This is a genomic window from Janthinobacterium pasteuri (assembly GCF_051380775.1).
Lineage (GTDB): Bacteria > Pseudomonadota > Gammaproteobacteria > Burkholderiales > Burkholderiaceae_D > Janthinobacterium.
Map to the genome: position 1 here is coordinate 39946 of NZ_JBNYXS010000029.1, position 21683 is coordinate 61628.

General features: G+C 63.7%; 15 protein-coding genes. 6 read left to right on the top strand and 9 right to left on the bottom strand.

Going from position 1 to position 21683, the window contains the following annotated elements; genetic code table 11:
• The first annotated feature begins 19 nt into the window (after positions 1-19).
• Complete coding sequence (locus tag ACQ4WN_RS22960) at positions 20-172, top strand: hypothetical protein (RefSeq protein ID WP_436553611.1); 153 nt, start codon at positions 20-22, stop codon at positions 170-172.
• Positions 173-356: 184 nt separating this feature from the next.
• Entirely contained in the window at positions 357-596 is a 240-nt protein-coding gene (locus ACQ4WN_RS22965) for a hypothetical protein (protein WP_436553612.1), read from the top strand.
• Between the two features lie 68 nt (positions 597-664).
• Here ACQ4WN_RS22965 and ACQ4WN_RS22970 read toward each other — a convergent pair whose 3' ends face one another.
• Positions 665-5089, bottom strand: coding sequence for a translocation/assembly module TamB domain-containing protein (locus tag ACQ4WN_RS22970; protein ID WP_436553613.1), 4425 nt, complete (start codon positions 5087-5089; stop codon positions 665-667).
• Entirely contained in the window at positions 5089-6987 is a 1899-nt protein-coding gene (locus ACQ4WN_RS22975) for an autotransporter assembly complex protein TamA (protein WP_436553614.1), read from the bottom strand. The genes ACQ4WN_RS22970 and ACQ4WN_RS22975 overlap by 1 nt, the downstream gene beginning before the upstream one ends.
• Before the next feature lie 223 nt (positions 6988-7210).
• Here ACQ4WN_RS22975 and queC point away from each other — a divergent pair, with 223 nt between their 5' ends.
• Both queC and ACQ4WN_RS22985 read left to right on the top strand, forming a co-directional pair.
• Positions 7211-7924 (top strand): 7-cyano-7-deazaguanine synthase QueC, encoded by a 714-nt coding sequence (queC, locus tag ACQ4WN_RS22980; RefSeq protein ID WP_436553615.1) that lies wholly within the window; start codon positions 7211-7213, stop codon positions 7922-7924.
• A gap of 447 nt (positions 7925-8371) precedes the next feature.
• Positions 8372-11377, top strand: coding sequence for a sensor domain-containing diguanylate cyclase (locus tag ACQ4WN_RS22985; RefSeq protein WP_436553616.1), 3006 nt, complete (start codon positions 8372-8374; stop codon positions 11375-11377).
• Here ACQ4WN_RS22985 and ACQ4WN_RS22990 read toward each other — a convergent pair whose 3' ends face one another.
• Complete coding sequence (locus ACQ4WN_RS22990; protein WP_436553617.1) at positions 11378-11752, bottom strand: hypothetical protein; 375 nt, start codon at positions 11750-11752, stop codon at positions 11378-11380. It abuts the gene before it with no gap.
• A gap of 211 nt (positions 11753-11963) precedes the next feature.
• Here ACQ4WN_RS22990 and ACQ4WN_RS22995 point away from each other — a divergent pair, with 211 nt between their 5' ends.
• Entirely contained in the window at positions 11964-12200 is a 237-nt protein-coding gene (locus ACQ4WN_RS22995) for a hypothetical protein (RefSeq protein ID WP_436553618.1), read from the top strand.
• 89 nt (positions 12201-12289) lie between these two features.
• Here ACQ4WN_RS22995 and ACQ4WN_RS23000 read toward each other — a convergent pair whose 3' ends face one another.
• The gene (locus ACQ4WN_RS23000; RefSeq protein ID WP_436553619.1) at positions 12290-12928 is read right to left on the bottom strand and encodes an Npun_F0296 family exosortase-dependent surface protein; all 639 of its coding nucleotides are present in this window, start codon (positions 12926-12928) and stop codon (positions 12290-12292) included.
• 366 nt (positions 12929-13294) lie between these two features.
• On the opposite strand from ACQ4WN_RS23000, the gene ACQ4WN_RS23005 reads away from it, so the two are divergent.
• Positions 13295-13807, top strand: a complete 513-nt coding sequence (locus ACQ4WN_RS23005; protein WP_436553620.1) for a hypothetical protein — start codon at positions 13295-13297, stop codon at positions 13805-13807.
• 31 nt (positions 13808-13838) lie between these two features.
• Here ACQ4WN_RS23005 and ACQ4WN_RS23010 read toward each other — a convergent pair whose 3' ends face one another.
• From ACQ4WN_RS23010 to ACQ4WN_RS23030, 5 genes are all read right to left on the bottom strand, one after another.
• On the bottom strand, positions 13839-17021 hold the full coding sequence (locus tag ACQ4WN_RS23010) for an efflux RND transporter permease subunit (protein WP_436553621.1): 3183 nt from the start codon (positions 17019-17021) through the stop codon (positions 13839-13841).
• A 25-nt stretch (positions 17022-17046) separates the two neighbouring features.
• The gene (locus tag ACQ4WN_RS23015) at positions 17047-18252 is read right to left on the bottom strand and encodes an efflux RND transporter periplasmic adaptor subunit (protein WP_436553622.1); all 1206 of its coding nucleotides are present in this window, start codon (positions 18250-18252) and stop codon (positions 17047-17049) included.
• Positions 18253-18265: 13 nt separating this feature from the next.
• Positions 18266-19504: a TolC family protein gene (locus ACQ4WN_RS23020; protein WP_436553623.1), complete on the bottom strand. Its 1239-nt coding sequence runs from the start codon at positions 19502-19504 to the stop codon at positions 18266-18268.
• 105 nt (positions 19505-19609) lie between these two features.
• Positions 19610-19972 carry a cation efflux protein, CzcI family gene (gene czcI, locus ACQ4WN_RS23025; RefSeq protein WP_436553624.1) on the bottom strand — a complete coding sequence of 121 codons (363 nt, stop codon included), beginning with the start codon at positions 19970-19972 and terminating at the stop codon, positions 19610-19612.
• A gap of 42 nt (positions 19973-20014) precedes the next feature.
• Entirely contained in the window at positions 20015-21562 is a 1548-nt protein-coding gene (locus tag ACQ4WN_RS23030) for a C13 family peptidase (RefSeq protein WP_436553625.1), read from the bottom strand.
• Between the last annotated feature and the right edge of the window lie 121 nt (positions 21563-21683).

Sequence of the window (21683 nt, forward strand, 5' to 3'; positions counted from 1 at the left end):
GTCTGCAGGGAGGCCAGCCATGTCCGTCATCCATGCCCACCGCGCGCCCGATCCGGCGCCCGTCGATGAACCCATGCCGGCACCGGAACCGCAGGAAGCGCCCGGGCACCATCCGGGGCCCGAGCATCCGGTGCCGCAGGACGATCCGGTACCGCACCCGCATCCTCAGTAACCCCCAATAAATTATTATGATTTCTGACTTCCATAACCTGCGCTCTGCGGCGTTGCCCGCTGCTAGCAGTGCTCGCACTGCGTCGCAGCGGGCGCCTTGCATAGCATCCGGTTCTGTTCGTCATAATTTCATAATAATTTCCTGAGGATTACTTAGTTAATCTCGTCAAGAAAGGCTGTTTCAGATGGCAATTGTCAAGGAAGTCTACACACGCAAAGTCAGCGGAGAATCGTTCGACTATGAACTCGATTACACCCAGGGCACGGACGTGGCCTGGATTGCGCGCGTGTCTCACGACGGCGTGCTGAAAGGCTCGCCGCACGGCGCGCTGACGGCCAACGTGCTGTCCGGCCCCGCGCTGGAACAATATCTGCGCGCCTACGTCGAGGGCATGATCGAGCGGGGGCTCGACGTGGCCGAATAAACTGTTTGTGGTAGAGCAAAGAAAAGGGCGCCGAGGCGCCCTTTGTTGTTTGTTGGTCCAACGTCTGACTAGTCAAACGCCCAGGTGTACAAAACGTCCAGCGCATTGTTGGTACCCGTCTGGAATTGCAAAGTGATGCGGCGGTTCAGCTTGTAACGCAGCTTGACCAGGCTCGTTGCCGTGCTGGTGCCTTGCTCGAACGTCAGGTAGGCGCGCGAGGACAGGCGCTTGCCGACGGTGACGACCGTGCTTTCCAGCCCTTGCGCCTGCGACAGGCCCACTTCGTCGAGGCCCAGCGAATTGGCCAGCTTGCCTTGCAGGCCGCCGCCGGAGCCTCCGAAGAGGGCGCCTGCGGCCGTCGTCAGCAGGGCCATTTCATCGCCGGCCGCCGTTTCCGCGCCATGGCCCAGGATCAGCCAGGCCAGCTTGTCGCTGTCTGAGACGCTCGGCGTGGAGACCAGCTTGGCCGTCGGCGCCTGCGCCGTGCCGCGCACTTCCACGCCCGCTTCCACGTTCGTTTCCGACAGCGCTTCGCCCTCGGGACGCTTGCGCACGGCCAGGATGTTCAGCGACGGGTTGTCGTAGGCGCCCGCGAAGGCGATCAGGCCCCGTTCGATCGACAGCTTTTGCCCGTAGGCCGCGTACTGGCCATTGCTGACTTTGATGCTGCCCGTCACGCGCGGCGCGGCGCGGTTGATGACGCGGGCGCGCACATTGCCCGCCAGGTCGGCATCGAGACCCATGCCGCGCAGGTGGAAGGCATTGCCCAGGTCAAATTCCAGGTCGATATTCAGAGGCAATGACGGCGCTTCCTTGCTGCCCTTGACTTCCTTGCCCAGCACTACCACGTCGCTGCTTTGTGTCGGCGTGTCTTGCGGCGCCAGTTCGATCAGCGCGCGGTTGGCCTTGAACTTGCCCTCAAAACTGAAACGCTTGTCGTTGCGCACCAGGGTGCTGTTGCCCGACAGGATCAGGGTGCGGTCGGGGCGCGATAGCGCCTGCAGGCGGTCGGCCATCAGTTTCAATTCCAGGCTCGCTTCGCCATTCGCGAAGCGTACCCAGCCATCTGCCTGCACCTTGCCATCGCCGCCGTCAAAGCTCAGGCGCTGCAATTGCAGTTGGTCGCCGGCCAGCTTGGCTTGCAGCACGCCATTGCGCAATTTCAAGCCCTGGTCGGCCCAGTTCACCAGCAGCTTGCTGCCGTTGATGTCGCCATTCAATTGCGGCGCGCCGATGGTGCCGCTGCCAGACAAGGCCACCTTCAAGGCGCCACCCAGCTCCAGGCCTGGCTGGCCCGTCAGCGGCGCCAGCCAGGCCAGTGTATCGATATTGGTGGTGCCCGTCAGTGAGAGGGCGCTGTCGTTGCTGATGCGTCCGCCCAGCATTTGCACGGTGGCATTGATATCGCTCTGGCCCGCGCGTGCGCCATCGAGTTTCACGGCCAGGCGCAGTTGCTGGTTCGCTACATCCACGCGGGCATCGAAGGTACGCAAGCCCAGCGCCAGCGGCTGTTCCACGCCCACCGTCACGTCGCCTTTTTCGCGGTAAATGTGCAGCATGCCGGCCAAAGACGGATCCTTCTGTTTCGCCGTTGGCACCTGCATGTCGAGCGACCATTGCGCGCCCAGGGTCAGGTCGCTGCGCGCATTGGCTTGCAGCGAGGGAATCACTTGCGCCAGATACGTCAGCGCCACGCCGGCCGCCTGGCCGGAACTGGTCCAGCGGGGGCCGTTCTTGACCAGGCTTTGCATGGTGATGCTGCCTGCCGGTAATTTGATGACGGTGTTGCCCACGCTGATCTGTTCAGGCTGGCCCAGGCCCGCCACGCCACTGCCGGCAGGACCGGCCACTTTCACGGGCACGGGCGCTTGCAGCACCAGCGCATAACGGCCCTTGTTTTGCAGGCTGTCGATCATGCCCGTCCAGCTGGCACCGCTCTGGCTACCCCGGATTTGCACGCTGGCATCGAAATCGTCATTGCGCGCCGTTACACTGAGCGTATGGCTGCCGCGCGTGCCCGTCGTGCCCAGGCGGGCGCTGGCCAGCTTGAAGGTGGGCGTGCTGTAGCCCGTGATGTCGAGGCTGCTGACCATCGGGTCGAGTGCGCCCTGGCCGGCGCCCACGCTGGCGCTGCCTTTGACGGCTTTCAATTGCTGGTCGCCAAAGAAGGTCAGGTCACGGCCATCGAGGCTCAGTTGCGCGGCCGGCGCGTCCATCTTGCCCGAGACGGAGCCGGACGCATGCAGCACGCCGGCAAAGCGGGGGCCCAGCGTCGACAGTTGCGGCGCATCGAGTTTCCACGTCAGCTTGTCGGTGGCGCCGCCCAGCGCGCCCTTGGCCAGCAGGCTGTTCGGTCCCAGGCGCAGTTCCGCATCGACGCTGTCGACCCGTTTCGCGTTGGCCGACAACTTGGCGTAACCGGCCAGCGGCGCGTTTTGCAAAGTCGATTCGCGCAAACCGAGGTTCAGGGCCACCTGCCAGTCGCTGGTCAGGCGGCCGCTGCCGTTGAAGTCCGCATTCACGCTGCCGTTGGGTAATGTCGCGCCAAAGGCGGCGGGGTTGATCTTTTGCAAGGAACCCGCCATTTTCAATTCCGCTTCCTTCTTCGGACCCGTCAAGCCCACTTCGCCGCTGGCGTGGATGGCGCTGTCAGGCGCAGGTCGCCTGCCGCTGGTCAAGCCCAGACCCTTCGCATCGGCAACAAACGTCGTGCGCGGCTGCTGCAGGGTGCCTTGCACCACGCCGCTGGCCAGCACGGCGCCCAGCAAGTCGCCCTGCAGGGCAGAGAGCTGGCGCGCATCGACATTCCAGTGGAGTTTTTCGCCGGTGCCGCCAAAGTTGCCGTTGGCCGTCACGTTGTTCTTGCCCAGCGCCAATTGCACGTCGATGCCGCTGAAGTGGGCTGCATCGGCCGTCAGCTTGCCCTTGCCCGACAGGGGCTGGTCGAGCAGCTTGCTGGGGCGCACGGTGAAGTCCGCATTCGCCAGCCATTGCGGCGCCACGTGACCATTGGCGCGCACGTCGAGGTTCAGGTCGGCCACGGGGAAGGCGCCAAAGTCTGCGGGATTGAGGCGGCTGGCATTGGCCACGGCCTTGAATGGCTGTTCATCCTTCAGACTGATCTGGCCCGTCGCGTTGACGCTGCTTTTTCCTGCTTGCAAGGTCGCCTTGCGCAGTTGCACCAGGGAATCGGCCAGCGTGGCTTCCACGTCCAGGCGCAGCTTGGCTTCGCCCAGTTTGGCGCGCAGGGTTTGCGCCTTGCCGTCGCTGTCGAGCACGATATCGCCGACGATCTTCGTGCTGTTGATGCTGCTGTAAATGTGCTGCAAGTCGATCTTGTCGGTGTGCAAGGTCAATTGCGCATTGCCGATGGGCGCATCGACGGCGTCGCGGTTGAGCTTGCCGCTACCCGTGAATTTGCCCGCGTTGCCGAAATCGATGATGGCCGATTCCAGCGTGGTGGCCGTCAGGGTGCCGCCCAGGCGCGCTTCGAACTGGCGCAGCGGCAGCCTTTGCTGGTCGATGGGGCCGGGCGTGGCATGGTTGAGGATGGCCAGCTTGCCCGACACGGTTTGCGCATTCGGGCGCGTGTCGATGGCGGCATCGAGCTCCAGGCTCAGGTCAGCCTGCGGCAAGGTCGCGTCAAACTTGCCCGGATTGATGTTGCGGCCTTTGATGCTGGCCGAGCGCAGGATGATGACGGGGTCGAACGGCGCCAGCGCCAGCTGGGCGTCGGCCGTCGCTGCGCCCGCGCTGCCCTTGGCTGTCACGTTCAGCACATTCAGGTCGCCGCCCAGCTGCAGGGTCAAGGCGGCCGGTTTTTCACCGGCGGCGGCCTTGAGCTGCGTCAAGCTCGCCTTGCCGCTGAGCTTGAACGGCTGCGTGGCGGCAATCGTCGCGCTGGCCGTGGCCTGGCCGAACGGCGTCAGCGCCGAGGCGTCTTCCAGCTGCCATTGCGTCTTGTCGCCCGACAAGGTGAAATGAATTTTTTCAAATACCGTGTTGCCGCCCGCGCTGATGAGGGTGACCTTGTCGAGGCGCGCGTCGCTGATGCCGATTTTAAAAGGCGAGGCCAGGCTGGCCGGCATGCTCGACGGCTCTTCGGAGGGCGCCGTACTTTCCACGGACAGGCTGGCTACGTGCAGTTCGCTGATGGCGATGCCTTCCGAAAAGAATTGGAAGGGTGACCAGTTGATATCGATATTGTCAGCCGTGATGTGCTGCGTCTTGCTGCGGTAACTGACGTGGCCCAGGTGCATGCGCTTGTACAGCGAGCCGGACACGCCCGACACTTCGATTTCGCCGCCGCTGGCACTGGCCACTTTTTGCACCAGCATCTGCAAGGTCGATTCGCGGCCCAGGAACCAGAAGGCGGCGCCCAGCAGCACGGCCAGGCTGGCGACGGCGATCAGCACATAGCGGGGCCAGCGGCGCGGTTTTTTTACTGGAGGCGGGGGCGCGGCGTTCGGCGCCTCGGTAGTCATATCAGACATCAGAAAGTGAATCCCAGAGAGAAGTGCAAACGGTATTTTTGGACGGCATGGCCATATGCCACGTCGACATTGATGGGGCCGACGGGGCTCTTGTAGCGCCCGCCCAGGCCGTAGCCCGATTTCGGCGTCATGGCCGCTTTCACCGTGTCGGCCGCGTTACCGGCGTCATAGAAGGCGGCAATCGCCCATTTCGGCTTGAACCAGTACTGGTATTCGGCGCTGCCAGTGAGCATGTAGCGTCCGCCGACGGTGGCGTCGCCTTCCTTTACGCCCAGTTCCTGGTAGCCATAGCCGCGCACCGACTGGTCGCCGCCCGCGCGGAACAGGTAGACGGCCGGCACGCCGCGTTTTTCCTTCGAACCGAGCGCGCCCATTTCGCCGCGCACGATCAGCTCGCCTTTTTCGCCCAGCGGACGGTAATACACGGCCTTGCCGGCCACGCGCACGAAGCGCTCGTCCGTCAGCACGGGCAGCAGGGCGCCGCCCACCTGGGCATTGATGACATAGCCCTTGGTGGGGAACAGCAGGCTGTCGAGGCTGCGCTTGGTGATGGCATAGGTCAGGGGCAAGCTCTTGCTGCGCGTCTGTTCCAGGCCGACGACGGTCTTGTCTTCGCTGAGGAACTCGAACGTCAGGCTGCGTTCGAGGTTGGTGCCGCCCCAGTTACGCTTGGCCGAGATGGTGGTGACGGCCGTGATTTCATTGGAAATGTCGCTGCGTTCGAACGAAGCGCCCGCGCTGTCGTTGTAGCCGCGTTCGGTCGTTGGAAAGTAAAAATTGGCGTGCGCCGCCTGTTTCTTCGTTTCCATGGTGAGGGCGCTCTTGAAGCGCGTGCCCCACACATTCAGGTTGTCGTAGTTGAGCTGGGCGCGATTGCCCGTATTCGTACTGAAACCGAGGCCGGCGCTGACGTTCTGCTGCTTGTTTTCCGTCACGCGCACCACCAGCGGCAGCTGCGGCGCGGGGCCGCGGTTGACGGGCTTGGCTTCAGGGACGGCGCCGGCGGCCTCGGCTTGCTGGCTGTCCTGGCCCGCCTCGATCTGCTCGCCCAGGATGCTGCTCATGTCGGCGCTCACTTCCACGCTGGCAAAGTAGCCCGTGTCCTGCAGGCGCGCCTGCAACGATTGCAGTGCCGATTCGCTGTAATAGTCGCCCGGGCGTATCTTGTCGAGGTTGCGGATGATGGCTTCCGGGTAGCGTTTCAGGCCTTCGATGCGCAGTTCGCCAAAGCGCAGTTCAGGGCCGCTGTCGAGCACCACCAGCAAGGACACCTTGTGCGTTTCCGGGTCAACCACGGCTTGCGTATCGACCAGTTGGGCGCGCGGATAGCGCGTCTGCACCACTTCGCGCAGCAGCGCGCGCTTGGCCGATTCCCAGTCGGCCTGGCGAAACACGCTGCCCGTCTTCAGTGGCCAGCTGCGCTTGAGCGCTTCCGTATCGTACGGTTCGGAGGCGGCCAGCGGCGGCGTGGGATCGAAGCCGCGCAATTCCAGCTCGACCTTGTCGATGGTCACCGGTGCGCCCGGATCGACGTCGACGATGACGACGGGCTTGGCGCCCGTCGTATCGACGCGCACCGTGACGACGGGCGTGTAGTAGCCGGCCGTGGCGACGAGGTTTTTGGCTTGCTCAGGCGTATCACGCACGAGGCGCTGCAATTGCTCGCGGTCCATGCGCGGGTTGCCGCGGAAGCGTTCCAGGTCCAGGTTTTTTTCGAGCAACTCATCGAGGTCGCCGGGCGCGTTGACCTTGACTTCGTACTGCAGCGGCGCGGGCGCCGCTTCCGTGCTGACGGGGCTGTCTGCAACGGCGTCTTGCGGGGTCTCCTGGGCGCCGGCATGGGCGATGGGGAACAGCAAGATGGCACCGCCGGCGGCCGCCAGTGTCAGTTGACCCATTACTTTTGTCACTACTTGTGCCAAAATTCGTGGTCGTATCGCCTTGCCGGCAGCTGTATGCCGTATGGGTCGTGCAGAAAACATGGTGCTCCAGATGAGTAAATGCTGACTGCATGTTACCGGAATAGGTAAACTGATGGCGGACGAATAAGTATTTTTTGCGCGGGGAATCACGTTTCCGCGCGCACGATTGCAACAGAGTAAAACTGAAAAGAAAGAAATTATGCTAGCAACTGACTCCGCACTGGTGCTCTTTAGCGGTGGGCAAGATTCCACCACCTGCCTGGCCTGGGCCTTGAAGCACTATAGCCGCGTGGAAACCATCGGCTTTGACTATGGACAGCGCCATGCGATCGAGCTGACCGTGCGTCCCGGCGTGCTCGAGCAGATGCGCCAGCAATCGTCTGAGTGGGACAGCCGCCTGGGCCAGGACCATATGATCGACCTGTCCCTGATTTCCGCCATTTCCGATACGGCCATGACCCAGAACGTCGAGATCGTCATGCAGGAAAACGGCTTGCCGAACACCTTCGTTCCTGGGCGCAACTTGCTGTTCATGACGGTGGCCGCCACCGTGGCGTACCGACGCGGCTTGACGGTGCTGGTCGGTGGCATGTGCGAGACGGATTTTTCAGGCTACCCGGATTGCCGCGACGATACGATGAAGGCGCTGCAAGTGGCGCTGAACCTGGGCATGAACACGCGTTTGAAACTGGAAACGCCGCTGATGTGGCTGGACAAGGCGCAAAGCTGGGACTTGGCGGAAGACCTGGGCGGCCAGCCGCTGGTCGACCTGATCCGCAGCGGCACGCACACGTGTTACCTGGGTGAACGGGGCGAGCTGCACGACTGGGGTTATGGCTGCGGCACCTGCCCCGCCTGCGCCCTGCGCGCCAACGGCTACCAGCAATACGCGGCGCGCAAAGCCCTGAAGTAAGCAAGTTGTAAGCAAGTTGCCCCGTTTCTTCAAGCGGCGCGGCCACGATGGCATGCGGGCGCAGGCTGCCGACCAACAAATGCCGCGCCGTCTGGATGATGCCGTCGAGCTCGGCCGTGAACGGCGCCCCGGTGCTCAGCATCAGCGGGTGCGCAGAATGGGCCTGGCTATGTGGGGCGCTCCTGCCTGCGGACGGGGATGGTTTTCACGGCATCGAATTTTCCCGGAGTACGCATCATTGCATTGGCGAAATATGTGATCTTTTTAATACAATATTCAGCATTGCAAGGGCGTCCGCTGTAACGTACTATCATTCTCATCGACTACCGATGGTAATCGTGCAGTCCGCTGCCAGCCATGCTGCTGGTCGTGTAGCGGTTGGATAACTGTTCTGCTTTTCCGCCTGTCATGCCTACACGCGCGTCTACGTCGTGGTTTGCTCGCTCAGTGTCGCACTGGGTGGGGCCGCGCGTGCTGGCCGCGCTGGTGCTGGCGCTGTGTCTGGGCCTGACGTATGGCGCCTGGCGCAATGCCCATGACGCCAGCGAACAGCAGGTGCAGGCCGATTTTGACTTCCGCGTGCGCCAACTGGTGGGCAACATCGTCGTCCGCATGCAAACCTACATCCAGGTGTTGCACGGCGTGCAGGGGCTGTATGCCAGTTCGCAGGGCGTCACGCGCAGCGAATTCCATGCGTATCTGGCGGTGCAGCAGGTGGATCGCCAGTTTCCCGGCATCCACGGCATCGGCTACCTGCCGCTGTTGCCCGGTGCCGGGCTGGAGCGGCACGAAGCGAGCGTGCGCGCGGAGGGCTATCCCGGCTATGTCGTGCGCCCGCCGGGCCAGCGCGCCTGGCATGCGCCCATCACTTATCTGGAACCTTTAAGCGAAAGCAACCTGCTGGCGTTCGGCTATGACATCTGGTCCGAACCCGTGCGTCGCGCCGCGCTCGAACAGGCGCGCGACACGGGCCAGGCCGCCATGACGGGCAAGATCCACCTGGTGCAAGATGGTGGCAGCGCCCAGGCGCATGGCTTCCTGGTCGTGCTGCCCGTGTATGACAATGGCTTGCCGCATGCGGGCGTGGAACAGCGGCGCGCCGCCTTGCGCGCCTGGCTGTTTGCGCCGTTCCGCATGGGCGACCTGATGGCGGGCGTGGGCGGCGAGGGGGCGCGCCAGCTGGACCTGGAAATCTATGATGGCGCGCAACTGGCCGAGGCGGCCCTGATGTATGACAGCTTGCCGGGCACGCAGTCGTCTGCCGCGTCGGACAGCCTGTTGTCGCAGCAGGCGATCAGCATCGCCGGCCATGTCTGGACCTTGCGCGTGCGCGCCATGCCGGGCTTCGATGGCGAGCTGCTGGCGCGGCCCCGCCTGATGGCCTGGAGCGGCTTGCTGGCCAGCGTCGTGCTGGCGCTGGCGGCCTGGCTGCTGGCGGCGGGTCGCGCCCGCGCCCAGGCGGCGCTGGCGCACTCGAGCGAGCTGGCTGGCCAGCTGGAGCAGGGTCAGGCGAGCGTGCTGGCGATGGCCGAGGCAGCGCAGCGCAGCCAGGCCATGCTGCGCAGCATCCTCGATTCGACCATCGACGGCATTCTGGTCGACAATATCGATGGCCGCATCTTCATGTCGAACCGGCGCTTCCGCGACCTGTGGCAAGTGCCCGATGCGCTCGACTGGCAAGCCGATGGCGCGGCGCTGGTGCGCCATGTGCAAAGCCAGCTGGAGCAGGCGGCGCCTTTCCTGGGAGCACGCGCCCGCGCGCCGCACGGCCACCGCGAACGGCGCGATGTGCTGCACCTGCGCGATGGACGGATGGTCGAGCAATATGTGCGTAGCATGCAACTGGGCAACGAACAAGCACGCTTGTGGACCTTCCGCGATATCAGCGAGCGCAGTCAGATGGAACGGCGCGAGCACACGCGGCGCCAGGTGCTGGAAATGCTGGCCACGGGCGCGCCGCTGGAACGGGTGCTGGAAAGCGTGGTGCTGAGCGTGCAAGCCGACCATCCCGCCATGCTGTGCAGCATCTTGCTGCTCGATGAAAGTCGCCACCGCCTGGTGCTGGGCGCGGCGCCGAGCTTGCCCGCGTTTTTTAACCTGTCCAGCCATGGCCATGACCTCGACACCCTGCAGGGCGTGCATGGCATCGCCGCGCAAGCGCTGCGCGACGGCCAGCGCGTGATCGTGGGCGACCTGCATGCCGCTGCCAATGTGCAAGAGACGATGGAACTTGCATGGCGAGCCCAGCTGCAATCGTGCTGGGCCGAGCCGGTGCGTGGCGGCTCGGGCAAGCTGCTTGGCGTCATGATGGCGTATCACCGCCAGCCCACCCTACCGGGCGCGGCGCATCTGGCGCGGCTGAGCGAGGCGGCGCACCTGGCCGGCATGGCCATCGAACAGGCGCAGGTGGCGCTGGCCCTGCGCGCCGGCGAAGCGCGTTTCCGCAGCCTGTATGACCATGCGCCCGTGGCCCTGTGGGAGCAGGACTGGTCGGCCGTGCGCGCCGCGCTCGATGCGCTTGAGCAAGCAGGCGTGCGCGACCTGCGCGCCCACTTTCACGCCAATCCGGACGCGCTGCAGCGGCTGGCGGGGCTGGTGCGCATCATCGATGCGAACGGCGCCGCGCTGGCGCAGGTGCGTGCCAACGAGGACGACCAGCGCCGCGGCGCGCTGGGCCTGGCGCAGAATTTCGATGACAGTGCCTTGCCCCGTTTCGGCGATGCACTGCTGGCGCTGGCTGGCGGCGCCCACTTGTACGAGTGCGAGAGCAGCTTCGTGCGTCTCGATGGTGCGGCGCGCCAAAATGAATTGAGCTTGCTGGTGATGCCCGGCCATGCGGACAGCCTGGACTTTGTCATGGTGTCGACGCTCGACATCACCGAGCGCAAGCGCATGAACGCGGAATTGTTGCAGCTGGCGACCACCGATTTTTTGACCGGCTTGCCAAACCGGCGCCACTTCATGGCGGCGCTGGAAAACGAGCATGCACGGTTGCAGCGCGAGCTGGCCAGCAGCGCCAGCGTGCTGATGCTCGACATCGATCACTTCAAGCGCGTCAACGACGAGTATGGCCACGCGGTGGGCGATACCGTACTGCGGCACCTGGGCGCGTTGATGTGCCAGGCGCTGCGCAAAGTCGACGTGTCCGGCCGCGTGGGCGGCGAAGAATTCGCCATCTTGCTGCCGGGCACCGACCTGGCGGCGGCGGCCGTGTTTGCCGAACGGTTGCGCCGGCGCGTGGCAGAAAGTTCCTTGACCACCGATGGCGGCATCTTGATTACCATCACGGTGAGCATCGGCATGGCCGCCATGACCGGTACCGATGCCGATGCCGATTCCGTGCTGGCACGCGCCGACGAGGCGCTGTACCGTGCCAAGCGGGGCGGGCGCAACCGCATCGAACAGAATGACGGCGGCAGCGACGGCGTGCTCAGCAAGTTCATGGCGCAGTGATTACAGGCTGTGCTGACGCGCTTGCGCCAGCTTGCGGTTGCGGCTGACGATCAGCCAGACGATGGCGACGGGAATCAGCAGCGGCAGCAGCACGGGCGTGCTCAGCGCCAACGCCAGCACCACGCACAAGGCCACCACGGCGATCAGCACCACGCCTACGCCGGCCAGGACTACTCCTGAGATGACGGCGGCGCACACCAGCGCAATGGCGGCGATCAGCAAGCCGCCGCCGGCAAACACCAGGCCGAACAGCCACTCCAGCGGCCCATCGATATCGTCGCCGTGGAACTGCATGTGCATGTCGCTGCCGTTTATCTTGTCGAGGAACAGGCAGGCGAGCATGACGATGAGGATGAAGGTGAGTAATTTTTTCATGATGGGCCTCTGTGGATGGGTGACTGGGTATTGCATGGTCACACTGTAGCGGCGCGCGGCAGGCGCTGCCAGCGGCGTGCGACAGGCGGTTATTTTCACGGTATGGGAGGTCTGTACGGGCCGAAAACGCTGATCTGGAACAAGATTTCTTTTCTTGTAATACGCGCAAGCCGTCCTATACTGAACACCTCAGTCTCGCAAGGAGGGCAACATGCTTTTGTTTGCAGATACCGGGGATCAATCGCTATCCCCTTCTGGTCATCAAATCACGCGCCAGCGTAGCGCCCCGCAGTCCTGCGCCGAACCCGTCGGCGCGCCATCGGCGATACCGCCGATCATCATCAATCCCTTTAATTACCATGCGCCACTGCCAGCCATCGACCCGCGCTGGGTGCCGCCCGGTCCACCGCTGACCTGGCCCAACCGGCCTGCCATGTCCATGTGCTGATGGTTGGCCATTGAAAGAAATGACCAGCCTCAGCCTGGTAGTGAAAAAAGCCCGCAAAAGCGCGGGCTTTTGTTGGTGCTTGCATGGCATCAGGATTGTTTGCGGCGAAGCATGAAGCCCAGCAAGCCCAGGCCGGCAAGCAGCATGGCATAGGTTTCCGGTTCGGGGACGGCGGTGATGAAGGCGTGGTTATCGCTTTCAAAGGCATCCTGGCCTGTTGAGTGGAAGGCGATCGAGGTAAATTTTTCCCCTTCGCCCGCCCACGCATTCACATACAGACCGACCGATTGATCACCATTGGCGCCGATATCGCCCAGCGTGGCGATTTGCGATCCCGTCAGCGTGACCGTGCTCTGATTGTCCATGGTGAAGACGACGCTGTTATACGTATCTGGCGAGCCCATGTAGAAACCAAAATAGCTCAGTCCTCCACCGAAGGTGGCGACGCCAGGGGTGATCTGGCCATTCGTCACGCCGACGGAATAGAAGGCCGTCAAATCGTTCGGTGGCTGCGCGGCGTAGCTTGGGTGATCGCTGGTAAAGACGCTACCCGTGTAATTGCCGGGCACTAGTCCATCATTGAAATTGATGGTGGTGGCGCCCGCGACCGACGTGACCAGCCCCTCGCCTGCCAGTACCGTACCGCCGGTAGTGAAGGTGGGAACTGCGCTGGCGCTGCCTGCGGCGATGGCGAGCGTGGCGCAGGCCAGAGTGGACAAGATTTTCATGTTGATACCCTCGAATGTGTATAGGTGTATGCAGCTATTTTTATCAGGAACGACGAAAGTGCCTGGCGTGGCGAGGCAGCGCGGCGTGCAGGGATGAGGGACGTCGCATGATAAAAAGAGTCTCTTGTAACCAGGCATTACTAAATGCAATTTTTGAATATAAAAAACACAATTCAGATTGCAAAATAATAATAGTATTACTTGAGAAATATCAAAGCTCGATTGCTAGAATAAAGCTACTACATTGTTAGCTTGTCATATCGCCGAGATCGGCTATGGCGGGCGCGCCTTACCTTGCGGCAAGGCGGCACGGGAGGGCGTTTTCGACTATCATGCTAGCCCCGACCTTCCATCACGAGCACCGCCATGAGTACCGATTTCCCCGACTTTTCCGACGAAGCAGCCGAGCAAGACAATGACGCCCCGATCCAGGAGCCGCGCCTGTGGGTAGGCAATGGCTGGACGGCGCGCGTGATCAAGAACGAGGAAGATGAAGGCTGGGCCGTGGCCATGATCAAGGATGGCGAACCGGAGCCGGCGCTGGTGGGCCCGTGGACCATGGGACGCGACAAGAAAAACCCGAAGCCGCTCGACGTCAACGCGTTTAACACGCTGGTCAAGACGGCCTCGGAAGTGTTGCGCCGCCACGAGCAGCAGTTGCATGCGCAGTTGCACAAGTACCTGTTTGTCGCCACCGACGAGGGGCAAATCAAGGTGATGTTCGACATCGTGCCCGACGAAGACCACCCGTACGCGGAACTGAGCGCCTACGACGCCGATGGCGAGCAGATCGCCAAGGTGCGTACCTCGGCCGCGTTCAAATTCAATGCCACGTCTGCCGCGCACTGGATCGAAGGCGGCTATCGCAAGCCGGGTTAAGCCCATGCGATAGCGCGCGTCTCCAGCGTCTTTATTTACTCAGCTGTACCGCCGCGCCTTCGGGCGCGGCTTGCATTTCCACCTCCTCTTCCTTGCGGTACGCCAGCCGGTACAGCAGCGGCAGCACCAGCAAGGTCAGGGCGGTCGACGACAGGATGCCACCGATTACCACGGTGGCCAGCGGACGCTGCACTTCGGCACCCGTGTCCGTGGCGATGGCCATCGGCACGAAGCCCAGCGACGCCACCAGCGCCGTCATCAGCACGGGCCGCAGGCGGGTGATCGCGCCTGCACGGATCGCTTCCTGCAGCGGCATGCCTTGTTCGCGCAGCTGGCGGATGTAGGCGATCATCACCAGGCCATTGAGTACCGCCACGCCGGACAGGGCGATGAAGCCCACCGCTGCCGAGATCGACATGGGAATGTCGCGCAGCCACAGGGCGACGATGCCGCCCGTCAAGGCGAACGGGATGCCGCTGAACACCAGTAGCCCGTCCTTTACGTTGCCGAACATGGTGAAGAGCAAGACGAATACCAGCGCCAGCGCCACGGGCACCACCAGCTCCAGGCGTTTCGTGGCCGACTGCAACTGCTCGAACTGGCCGCCCCAGCTGGTCCAGTAGCCGGCGGGAATGGCCACCTGCGCTTGCAACTGCTGCGTGGCGTCAGCCACGAAGGAACCGATATCGCGCCCGCGCACGTTGGCGCTGACGACGATGCGGCGTTTGCCGTCTTCACGGCTGATCTGGTTCGGCCCCGGCGCCACTTGCAGGCTGGCGACTTCACCGAGCGGGATGAAGCGCGCGCGGCCCTCCGCCGCCGCCCCCAGGGGCAGGGCGATGGGCAGGCGCTTTAATTGCTCCAGGTCGTTGCGCAGACTGTCGGGCAGGCGCACGACGATGTCGAAGCGGCGGTCGCCCTGGAAGAGAGTGCCTGCCTCTTGCCCTCCGATGGCCGTGGCGATTGCCGATTGCACGTCAGCAATGTTGAGGCCGTAGCGGGCCGTCTGCTCGCGGTCGATCTGCACCGTCAGCATGGGCAAGCCCGTCGTTTGTTCCACTTTCACTTCGGTGGCACCCGGTATCTTGCCCAGCACGCCCGCGATCTTCGCTGCCGTGCTGTCGAGCACGGCCATGTCGTCGCCGAACAGTTTCACGGCCACGTCGCTGCGCACGCCGGAAATCAATTCATTGAAGCGCAACTGAATCGGTTGCGAAAACTCGTAGTTGTTGCCCGGCAAGCTGGTGGCCGTCGCTTCGATTTCCGCCAGCAACTGTTCGCGTGATTTGTTCGGCTCTAGCCACTGATCGCGGGGCTTGAGCATGATGTAGCCATCGGAAATATTCGGCGGCATGGGGTCCGACGCGATCTCGGCCGTTCCCGTGCGGGCGAACACGCGCGCGATTTCCTTGTGGTTACTCATCAGCTTGCGTTCCAGCTGCTGCTGCATGGCCAGCGATTGCGTCAAGCTGGTGCCGGGGATGCGCAAGGCCTGGATGGCGATGTCGCCCTCGTTCAGGCTGGGCACGAATTCGCTGCCCATGCGCGTGGCCAGCAAGCCTGACAGCAATACGGCCACCGCCGCGCCCGTCAGCACGACGGGCGTATTGCGCATCACCTTGCCCAGCAGCGGCGCATACCAGCGCTTGGCCGCGCGCATGATGGCGTTTTCCTTCTCCGCCACCTTGTCGCCAATAAACAGCGCCACGGCGGCAGGGATGAAGGTGATCGACAGCAGCATGGCACCGAGCAGGGCGATCACCACCGTCAGGGCCATTGGCGTAAACATGCGGCCTTCCACGCCCGTCAGCGCGAAGATGGGCAGGTACACGACCATGATGATCAGCTGGCCATACAGCAAGGGCCGGCGCGCTTCCTGCGATGCCGCAAACACTTCCTGAAAGCGTTCCTGCAAGGTCAACGGCCGTCCCAGTTTTTGCTGCGCATGGGCCAGGCGGCGCACGCAGTTTTCCACGATCACCACGGCGCCATCGATGATGATGCCGAAGTCCAGCGCCCCCAGGCTCATCAGGTTGGCGCTCACATGGTATTGCACCATGCCCGTAAACGTGAACAGCATGGCCAGCGGAATCACCATGGCCGTGATGACGGCCGCGCGGATATTGCCGAGGAACAGAAACAAAATGGCGATCACCAGGACCGCGCCTTCGAGCAGGTTTTTCTTCACCGTATTGATGGCCTTGTCGACCAGCACCGTGCGGTCATACACTGTGACGGCGTGCACGCCTTTCGGCAGGCTGCGGTTAATTTCCAGCATCTTCTTGTCGACCGCTTGCGAGACGGCGCGGCTGTTCTGTCCGATCAGCATGAACACCGTGCCCAGCACCACCTCGCGGCCGTTTTCCGTGGCCGCGCCCGTGCGCAGCTCGCGCCCCAGCACCACATCGGCCACGTCGCGGATGCGGATCGCCACGCCCTGCACATTGGCGACGACGGTGTTGCCGATGTCGTCTTTCGATGCTACCTGGCCTGGCGCGCGTATCAGCAGCTGCTCGCCCTGCCGTTCGATATAGCCGGCGCCCACGTTGCTGTTGTTGCGCTCGAGCGCCGTCACCACGTCTTGCAGGCTGATGCCGTAGGCGGCCAGTTTTTCAGGGTAGGGCGCCACCTGGTATTGCTTGGCGTAGCCGCCGATGGCATTGATTTCCGTCACGCCCGTGACATTGCGCAACTGCGGCTTGATGATCCAGTCCTGGATTTCGCGCAAGTCCGTGGGCGTGTACGGCGTGCCATCGGGCTTCTTTGCGCCGTCTTGCGCTTCCACCGTCCACAGGTAGATCTCACCGAGGCCCGTGGAGACGGGCCCCATCTTTGGCGTGATGCCGGCCGGTAAGCTTTCCTTGGCTTCCTGCAAGCGCTCGTTGATCATCTGGCGCGCAAAATAAATGTCCGTGCCATCCTTGAAGATCACCGTCACTTGCGACAGGCCATAGCGCGACAGCGAGCGCGTCTGTTCCAGGTTCGGCAAGCCGGCCATGGCCGTCTCGATGGGGAACGTCACGCGCTGCTCGGTTTCCAGCGGCGAATAGCCGGCGGACTGGGTATTGATTTGCACCTGCACATTGGTGATGTCGGGCACGGCGTCGATGGGCAGCTTCTGGTAATTGTAGATGCCCAGGCCGGCGATAAAGGCCACGGCCAGCATCACCAGCCAGCGCTGGTCGATGGCGAAGCGGATCAAGCGTTCAAACATGATGGTTTCCTTTTGTTTGACGTGATCAGTGTTCGTGGCCGGCGGCATCTTTGCCCAGCTCGGACTTCAGCACAAAGCTGCCTTGCGCCGCGTACGGCGTGCCGGCGGCCAGGCCCTGCTTGATGTGCGTCAACTTGCCATCGCTGCGCCCCAGCACCACGGGCGTGGCCTGATAGCCATCCTTGATTTGCACGAAGACGACGTGCTTGTCTTCCACCGTCTGGATGGCCGTGCTGTGCACGGTGACGGGCGCGTCCGCTTCTCCGGACACCACTTCCACGCTGACGAACAGGCCCGGACGCCAGGCCATGTCGGGGTTCTGCAAGCTGATACGTGCCTTGGCCGTGCGCGTCTGTTCGCCCAGCAGCGCGCCCACATAGGTGATCGTGCCTTGCGCGCTGGCGTCGAATGCACTGGCTTTCACTTCCGCCTTGCCTCCCATGCGCACGGTGGCCAGGTCTTTCGCCGGCACGGCGATTTCCGCCCACACGGTCGACAGGTCGGAAATGACGAAGATGTTCGCGTCTTCCTTGACGGCTTCGCCCAGGGTGATGTGTTTTTCCAGCACCATGCCGTCGAACGGCGCGCGGATCTCGTAGCGGTTCAGCGGCCCCTTGCTGGCTCCACTGGCGCCCAGCGCGCCGAGCTTTTGCTGCGCATTATGAACGGCGATTTCCGCCTCGCGCCACGTTTGCTGCGCCTGCAGATAATCTTGCTCCGCCGAAATTTTCTCGCGCCACAGTTTTTCTTCGCGTTCATATGTAGAGCGGGCCAAGGATAAACGCCGCTGCGCCGACAGCAATGCGCTGCGCTGTTCCGACAGTTCCGTGCTGGCGATAACGGCCAGGATCTGCCCCTTTTTCACCAGCTGCCCCAGGTCAGCCTGCACGGCTTCCACCACGCCGGCCAGGCGCGGCACGACGTGGGCCGTGCGGTCTTCATTGAAACGGATTTCACCGGGAAGTGCCACGGTTGTCTTGATGCGGCTTGGCGCGGCCGTGGCGATGACGACGCCGGCCGCGCGGCTTTGCGCAGCCGTCAATTCCAGCCGGCCTTCCACTTGCTCGTGGCCGTGTTCGTCTTTCTTTTCTGCATGTGCTTCCGTCTTGACGGCGGCGGGCGGCGCAGTCTTGGACTTGCCCGTGCCGAGGATGAGAACGGCCAGCACGATGCCGGTGGCCGCGATGGCACCGATGGCGATCGCTTGTTTCTTGTCGAGTTTGATATTCATTGTCGGTTCTTCCTTACAGGGGAACGGGGGCGCCCAGCAGGCGCTCGATCTCGGCGGCGGCATGCTGCGCTTCGGTCAGCGCGCGCAGGTATTGGTTTTTGGCTTGCAGCAAGGTGCGCTGGGCATCGAGCACGTCGAGGAAGGCGAACTTGCCGAACTCAAAACCCTTGCTGGCCGCGTCGTAGGCGCTTTGTGCGCCGGGCAAGATGTCCTGTCGCAAGCTTTCCACGTCGAGCCGGGCCGTGGCCAGGCGTTCGCTGGCGGCAGCCACGGCCGTCTGCACGGCGATGTGGGCGGCGGCCAGCTCGTCGCTGGCCTTGTCTCTGCGGCGCAAGGCGTCGAGCTTGTTGCCGGCATTGCGGTCAAACAGGGGCAGCGGCAAGGCCAGGCCGATGATGGCCTGGTTGCGGCCCAGCTCTTCCGAGCGCTTCATGCCGATGCTGAGCGTGACATCGGGCGTGGCGCGCCGCTGTTCCACGTCCAGCATGGCTTGGCGCTGCGCCAGCGCGCTGTGCGCGTGGCGCACGGCCGGGGCCTGGGCCAGGCGTGCCGCCAGTTCGCTGGCGGATGGCGGCTCGGGCAAGGTTTCCAGGCGTCCTTCCGCGACGCTGAAGCGCGGCGTGGCATTGCCCCACAGGGCGGCCAGGCGCTTGCGGGCGCTGGCCAGGGTACTGCGGGCCAGGTTCAGCTCCAGCCGCACGCTCGCTTCGGCAACCCTGGCACGCGTTTCTTCGACAGGGGACGCCTTGCCGGCCGTCACCCGGCGCGCCGTGATGTCGCTGGCGCGCGCGGCCAGCGCCTGCGCGCTGTCGGCCAGGCGCAAGCCTTCCTGGGCGGCCAGCACGTCGACAAAGGCGGCAGTCACGGCGGCGCGCGTGTCCGCCTGCTGCAGGGACAGGCCCGCTTGCGCCAGGTCTTCGCCGCGCTGGGCCACGGCCGTGCGGGCACCGCGCTTGCCGCCCAGTTCTATGAGCTGGTTGAGCTGCACGGTGGTGCTGCGCGTGGCGCGCCGCGTGTCTTCCAGCACGGTTTGCAGTTCCGGATTGGGCAGGGCGCGCGCCTGCTGCAGGGCGCCCCCCTGCGCCGCCAGTTCATGGCGGGCGGCCGACAGGGTGGCGTTACCGCCTTCGGCCAGCAGCAGCGCGGCGGACAAGGTCAGGGGCGCGGCGGGTTCCACGCTAGATTGCGCGTAGGCAAGATTGCCGGCCAACAGGCCGGCGCAGAGACATAATAGATAGATGGAACGGTACATCGAATTCTCCAAAAGCATGGAAAAGAATTCGACGGGACGCACAGGCTTGCGCCAGAGTTAGTCAGGCGCGCATATGGCGATAAGTGATTGAAACGTCCCGTCGGCCTAGATGGCCGACGACCAGTCAGGGCGCTTGGGAGCGTCCGGGATGTGGGAAGCGTAAAAGAAGGGGGCAGTGTCCGCGTTGACGGAGGCCATGTCGCCGACGGGCAGGCTGGAGCCGGCCGGTAGCCACGCATGACCGACGCCATGGCAGACGTTGCAATCGCTGTGCGGCTGGCCTTTTTTCTGCTGTTCAGCTTTGTCAGCCGCGGGTTTCTTGTCAGCATCCGCCTTGTGCTGGTGGCTATGGTGGCCCAGGTGCTGCGCCGCCTTGCCTTCTTCGTGCAGGCAATACGCGCTCGCCGCAGCCCAGGACATCTGGAGCGGAAGCACGAATAGCAGCAAAATGAGGAAGAATCGTCGCATGGTGACGGCTATTGTACAGAAAGGCGGGCGGCCGTGCCCAGCTTAGCGTGGCTGGGCGCGCCACGCCTTCAGCTGTGCGGCGATGGCCTTGCCCTGGAACATTTGCGGCTCTGAATGCTCTTCCGCCTCCATGTCGCCTGCGCGGAAATCGGCCGCCTCGCGCGCTTGCACCAGCACTTTGGCCTGCTCGAACGCTTCGGCAAAGCCGGCACTCTTTGGCAGCGCCTCCTTGAAATACGCTTCGCTGAAATACGTAAAATCGTTCTGGTCGTCGCACCCGAACGAAGTGCGGTCGCTGCGCGCTGCCGTGATGATGAGGGTGTTGTCATCTTTCAATGGCGTAATAAAACCGCCCGCATAGCAGGCCGAGATCACGATGACTTTCCAGCGGATGCCGCTGTGCTTGAGCATGGTGGCCAGCTCCTGCGCGGGCAGGCTGTGCAAGTCCATGCCGTTTTGCGCCAGCGCCAGTTCGTGCTCGGGCGAACCGTGGCTGGTGAGGAACAGGAACAGGATGTCGTTCTGCTTGTCCATCTTGGTGCCCAGCGCATCGAGGCTGGCGGCTATGCTGGTGCGCGTGGCCATCGGCTGCTGCGCCACCGTGTTGCGGCTGTTGATCAGCATCAGGGAGCGGCCCACGGTGCCGTAATCGCGGTCGAACTGGCGCTGCACGAAGGCCGTTTCGCGGTGAAACACTTCCTGCGTGCCATCGCCGGCCACGCCCAGCAGGTACAGATTGATCTTTTTCGCCGCGTTGCGCGGCGCGATGCGCGCCAGGGCGCCGTCGAGCAGGGTGCGCTGGTTGTACAGGGCCAGTTCGATATTGTCGCGCGTGAGTTTATCCAGGGCCGGGTCGTCCAGCTGGCCTTCCGTCCAGTTGCCGCTGTCTTCGCGCCGGCCATCCGCCTGTGCGACGGCGTAGCGCAGCACGCCCTTGCCGTCGAATTGGCCATTCTTGAAACTGCCCCGGTATTCATCGCCCTCGGCCGTGCGCAGCACGCCTTCGCCTTCGAATTTCCAGTCTTTCAGCTCACCTTCGTAGTGGATGCCGTCGCTGGTGCTGACCCTGGCTTTGCCTTGCAGCTGACCTTGGACGAAGTCGCCTTCGAAGACGGTGCCGTCCGTGTCGGTCAGCTTGCCGACGCCGTGCGGGCGCCAGTGTTTGAAATGGCCTTCGAAGGTGGCGCCGTCGGCGCCCTGGAAGCGGCCTTGCCCCTCGAAGCTACCGTTGACGAAGCTGCCCGCATAAATCTCGCCCTTGGGCGAGGTGTAGCGGCCGATGCCATCGAAGGCACCCTGGCGGAAGGCGCCCGTGTATTCGACGCCGGACGCCTGGCGTAGCGTGCCCTGGCCGGAAAAAACGCCGCGTGCGAAGCCCCCTGCATAAAACGCGCCGCTCGCGTATTCGAGCCGGCCCTGGCCATGCATCTTGCCCGCGACGAGGGGGCCAAAATAGCGTCCGCCATCGGCCGTTTCCGCCGCCGGCGCCTTGGCTGGCGCGGCGCACAGCGGCGGCATGCCCAGCGCGGCAAAGGCCAGCAGGCCAGCGAGGGTATAGGGGCGAAGCGAGGCGCGTAGCGTGGCGGTCATGAGGACGGTCTGGACTGTAGGAAGGGGCCTAGTCTGCCACTGTATCGCCAGCGTGGCAAATGCCGGCGTGGCGTGTGTTGCGCTGCTTCAAGGCAAGATTGTGCGTTTTATGCCGTGCCAA

What these genes read in the sequence shown, in the direction of transcription:
- queC (WP_436553615.1), top strand. Translation starts at nt 7,211, where the DNA reads ATGCTAGCAACTGACTCCGCACTGGTGCTCTTTAGCGGTGGGCAAGAT.
- ACQ4WN_RS22960 (WP_436553611.1), top strand. Translation starts at nt 20, where the DNA reads ATGTCCGTCATCCATGCCCACCGCGCGCCCGATCCGGCGCCCGTCGAT.
- ACQ4WN_RS22990 (WP_436553617.1), bottom strand. Translation starts at nt 11,752, where the DNA reads ATGAAAAAATTACTCACCTTCATCCTCATCGTCATGCTCGCCTGCCTG.
- ACQ4WN_RS22995 (WP_436553618.1), top strand. Translation starts at nt 11,964, where the DNA reads ATGCTTTTGTTTGCAGATACCGGGGATCAATCGCTATCCCCTTCTGGT.
- ACQ4WN_RS22965 (WP_436553612.1), top strand. Translation starts at nt 357, where the DNA reads ATGGCAATTGTCAAGGAAGTCTACACACGCAAAGTCAGCGGAGAATCG.
- ACQ4WN_RS22970 (WP_436553613.1), bottom strand. Translation starts at nt 5,089, where the DNA reads ATGTCTGATATGACTACCGAGGCGCCGAACGCCGCGCCCCCGCCTCCA.
- czcI (WP_436553624.1), bottom strand. Translation starts at nt 19,972, where the DNA reads ATGCGACGATTCTTCCTCATTTTGCTGCTATTCGTGCTTCCGCTCCAG.
- ACQ4WN_RS23020 (WP_436553623.1), bottom strand. Translation starts at nt 19,504, where the DNA reads ATGTACCGTTCCATCTATCTATTATGTCTCTGCGCCGGCCTGTTGGCC.
- ACQ4WN_RS23030 (WP_436553625.1), bottom strand. Translation starts at nt 21,562, where the DNA reads ATGACCGCCACGCTACGCGCCTCGCTTCGCCCCTATACCCTCGCTGGC.
- ACQ4WN_RS23010 (WP_436553621.1), bottom strand. Translation starts at nt 17,021, where the DNA reads ATGTTTGAACGCTTGATCCGCTTCGCCATCGACCAGCGCTGGCTGGTG.
- ACQ4WN_RS23000 (WP_436553619.1), bottom strand. Translation starts at nt 12,928, where the DNA reads ATGAAAATCTTGTCCACTCTGGCCTGCGCCACGCTCGCCATCGCCGCA.
- ACQ4WN_RS22975 (WP_436553614.1), bottom strand. Translation starts at nt 6,987, where the DNA reads ATGGGTCAACTGACACTGGCGGCCGCCGGCGGTGCCATCTTGCTGTTC.
- ACQ4WN_RS23005 (WP_436553620.1), top strand. Translation starts at nt 13,295, where the DNA reads ATGAGTACCGATTTCCCCGACTTTTCCGACGAAGCAGCCGAGCAAGAC.
- ACQ4WN_RS23015 (WP_436553622.1), bottom strand. Translation starts at nt 18,252, where the DNA reads ATGAATATCAAACTCGACAAGAAACAAGCGATCGCCATCGGTGCCATC.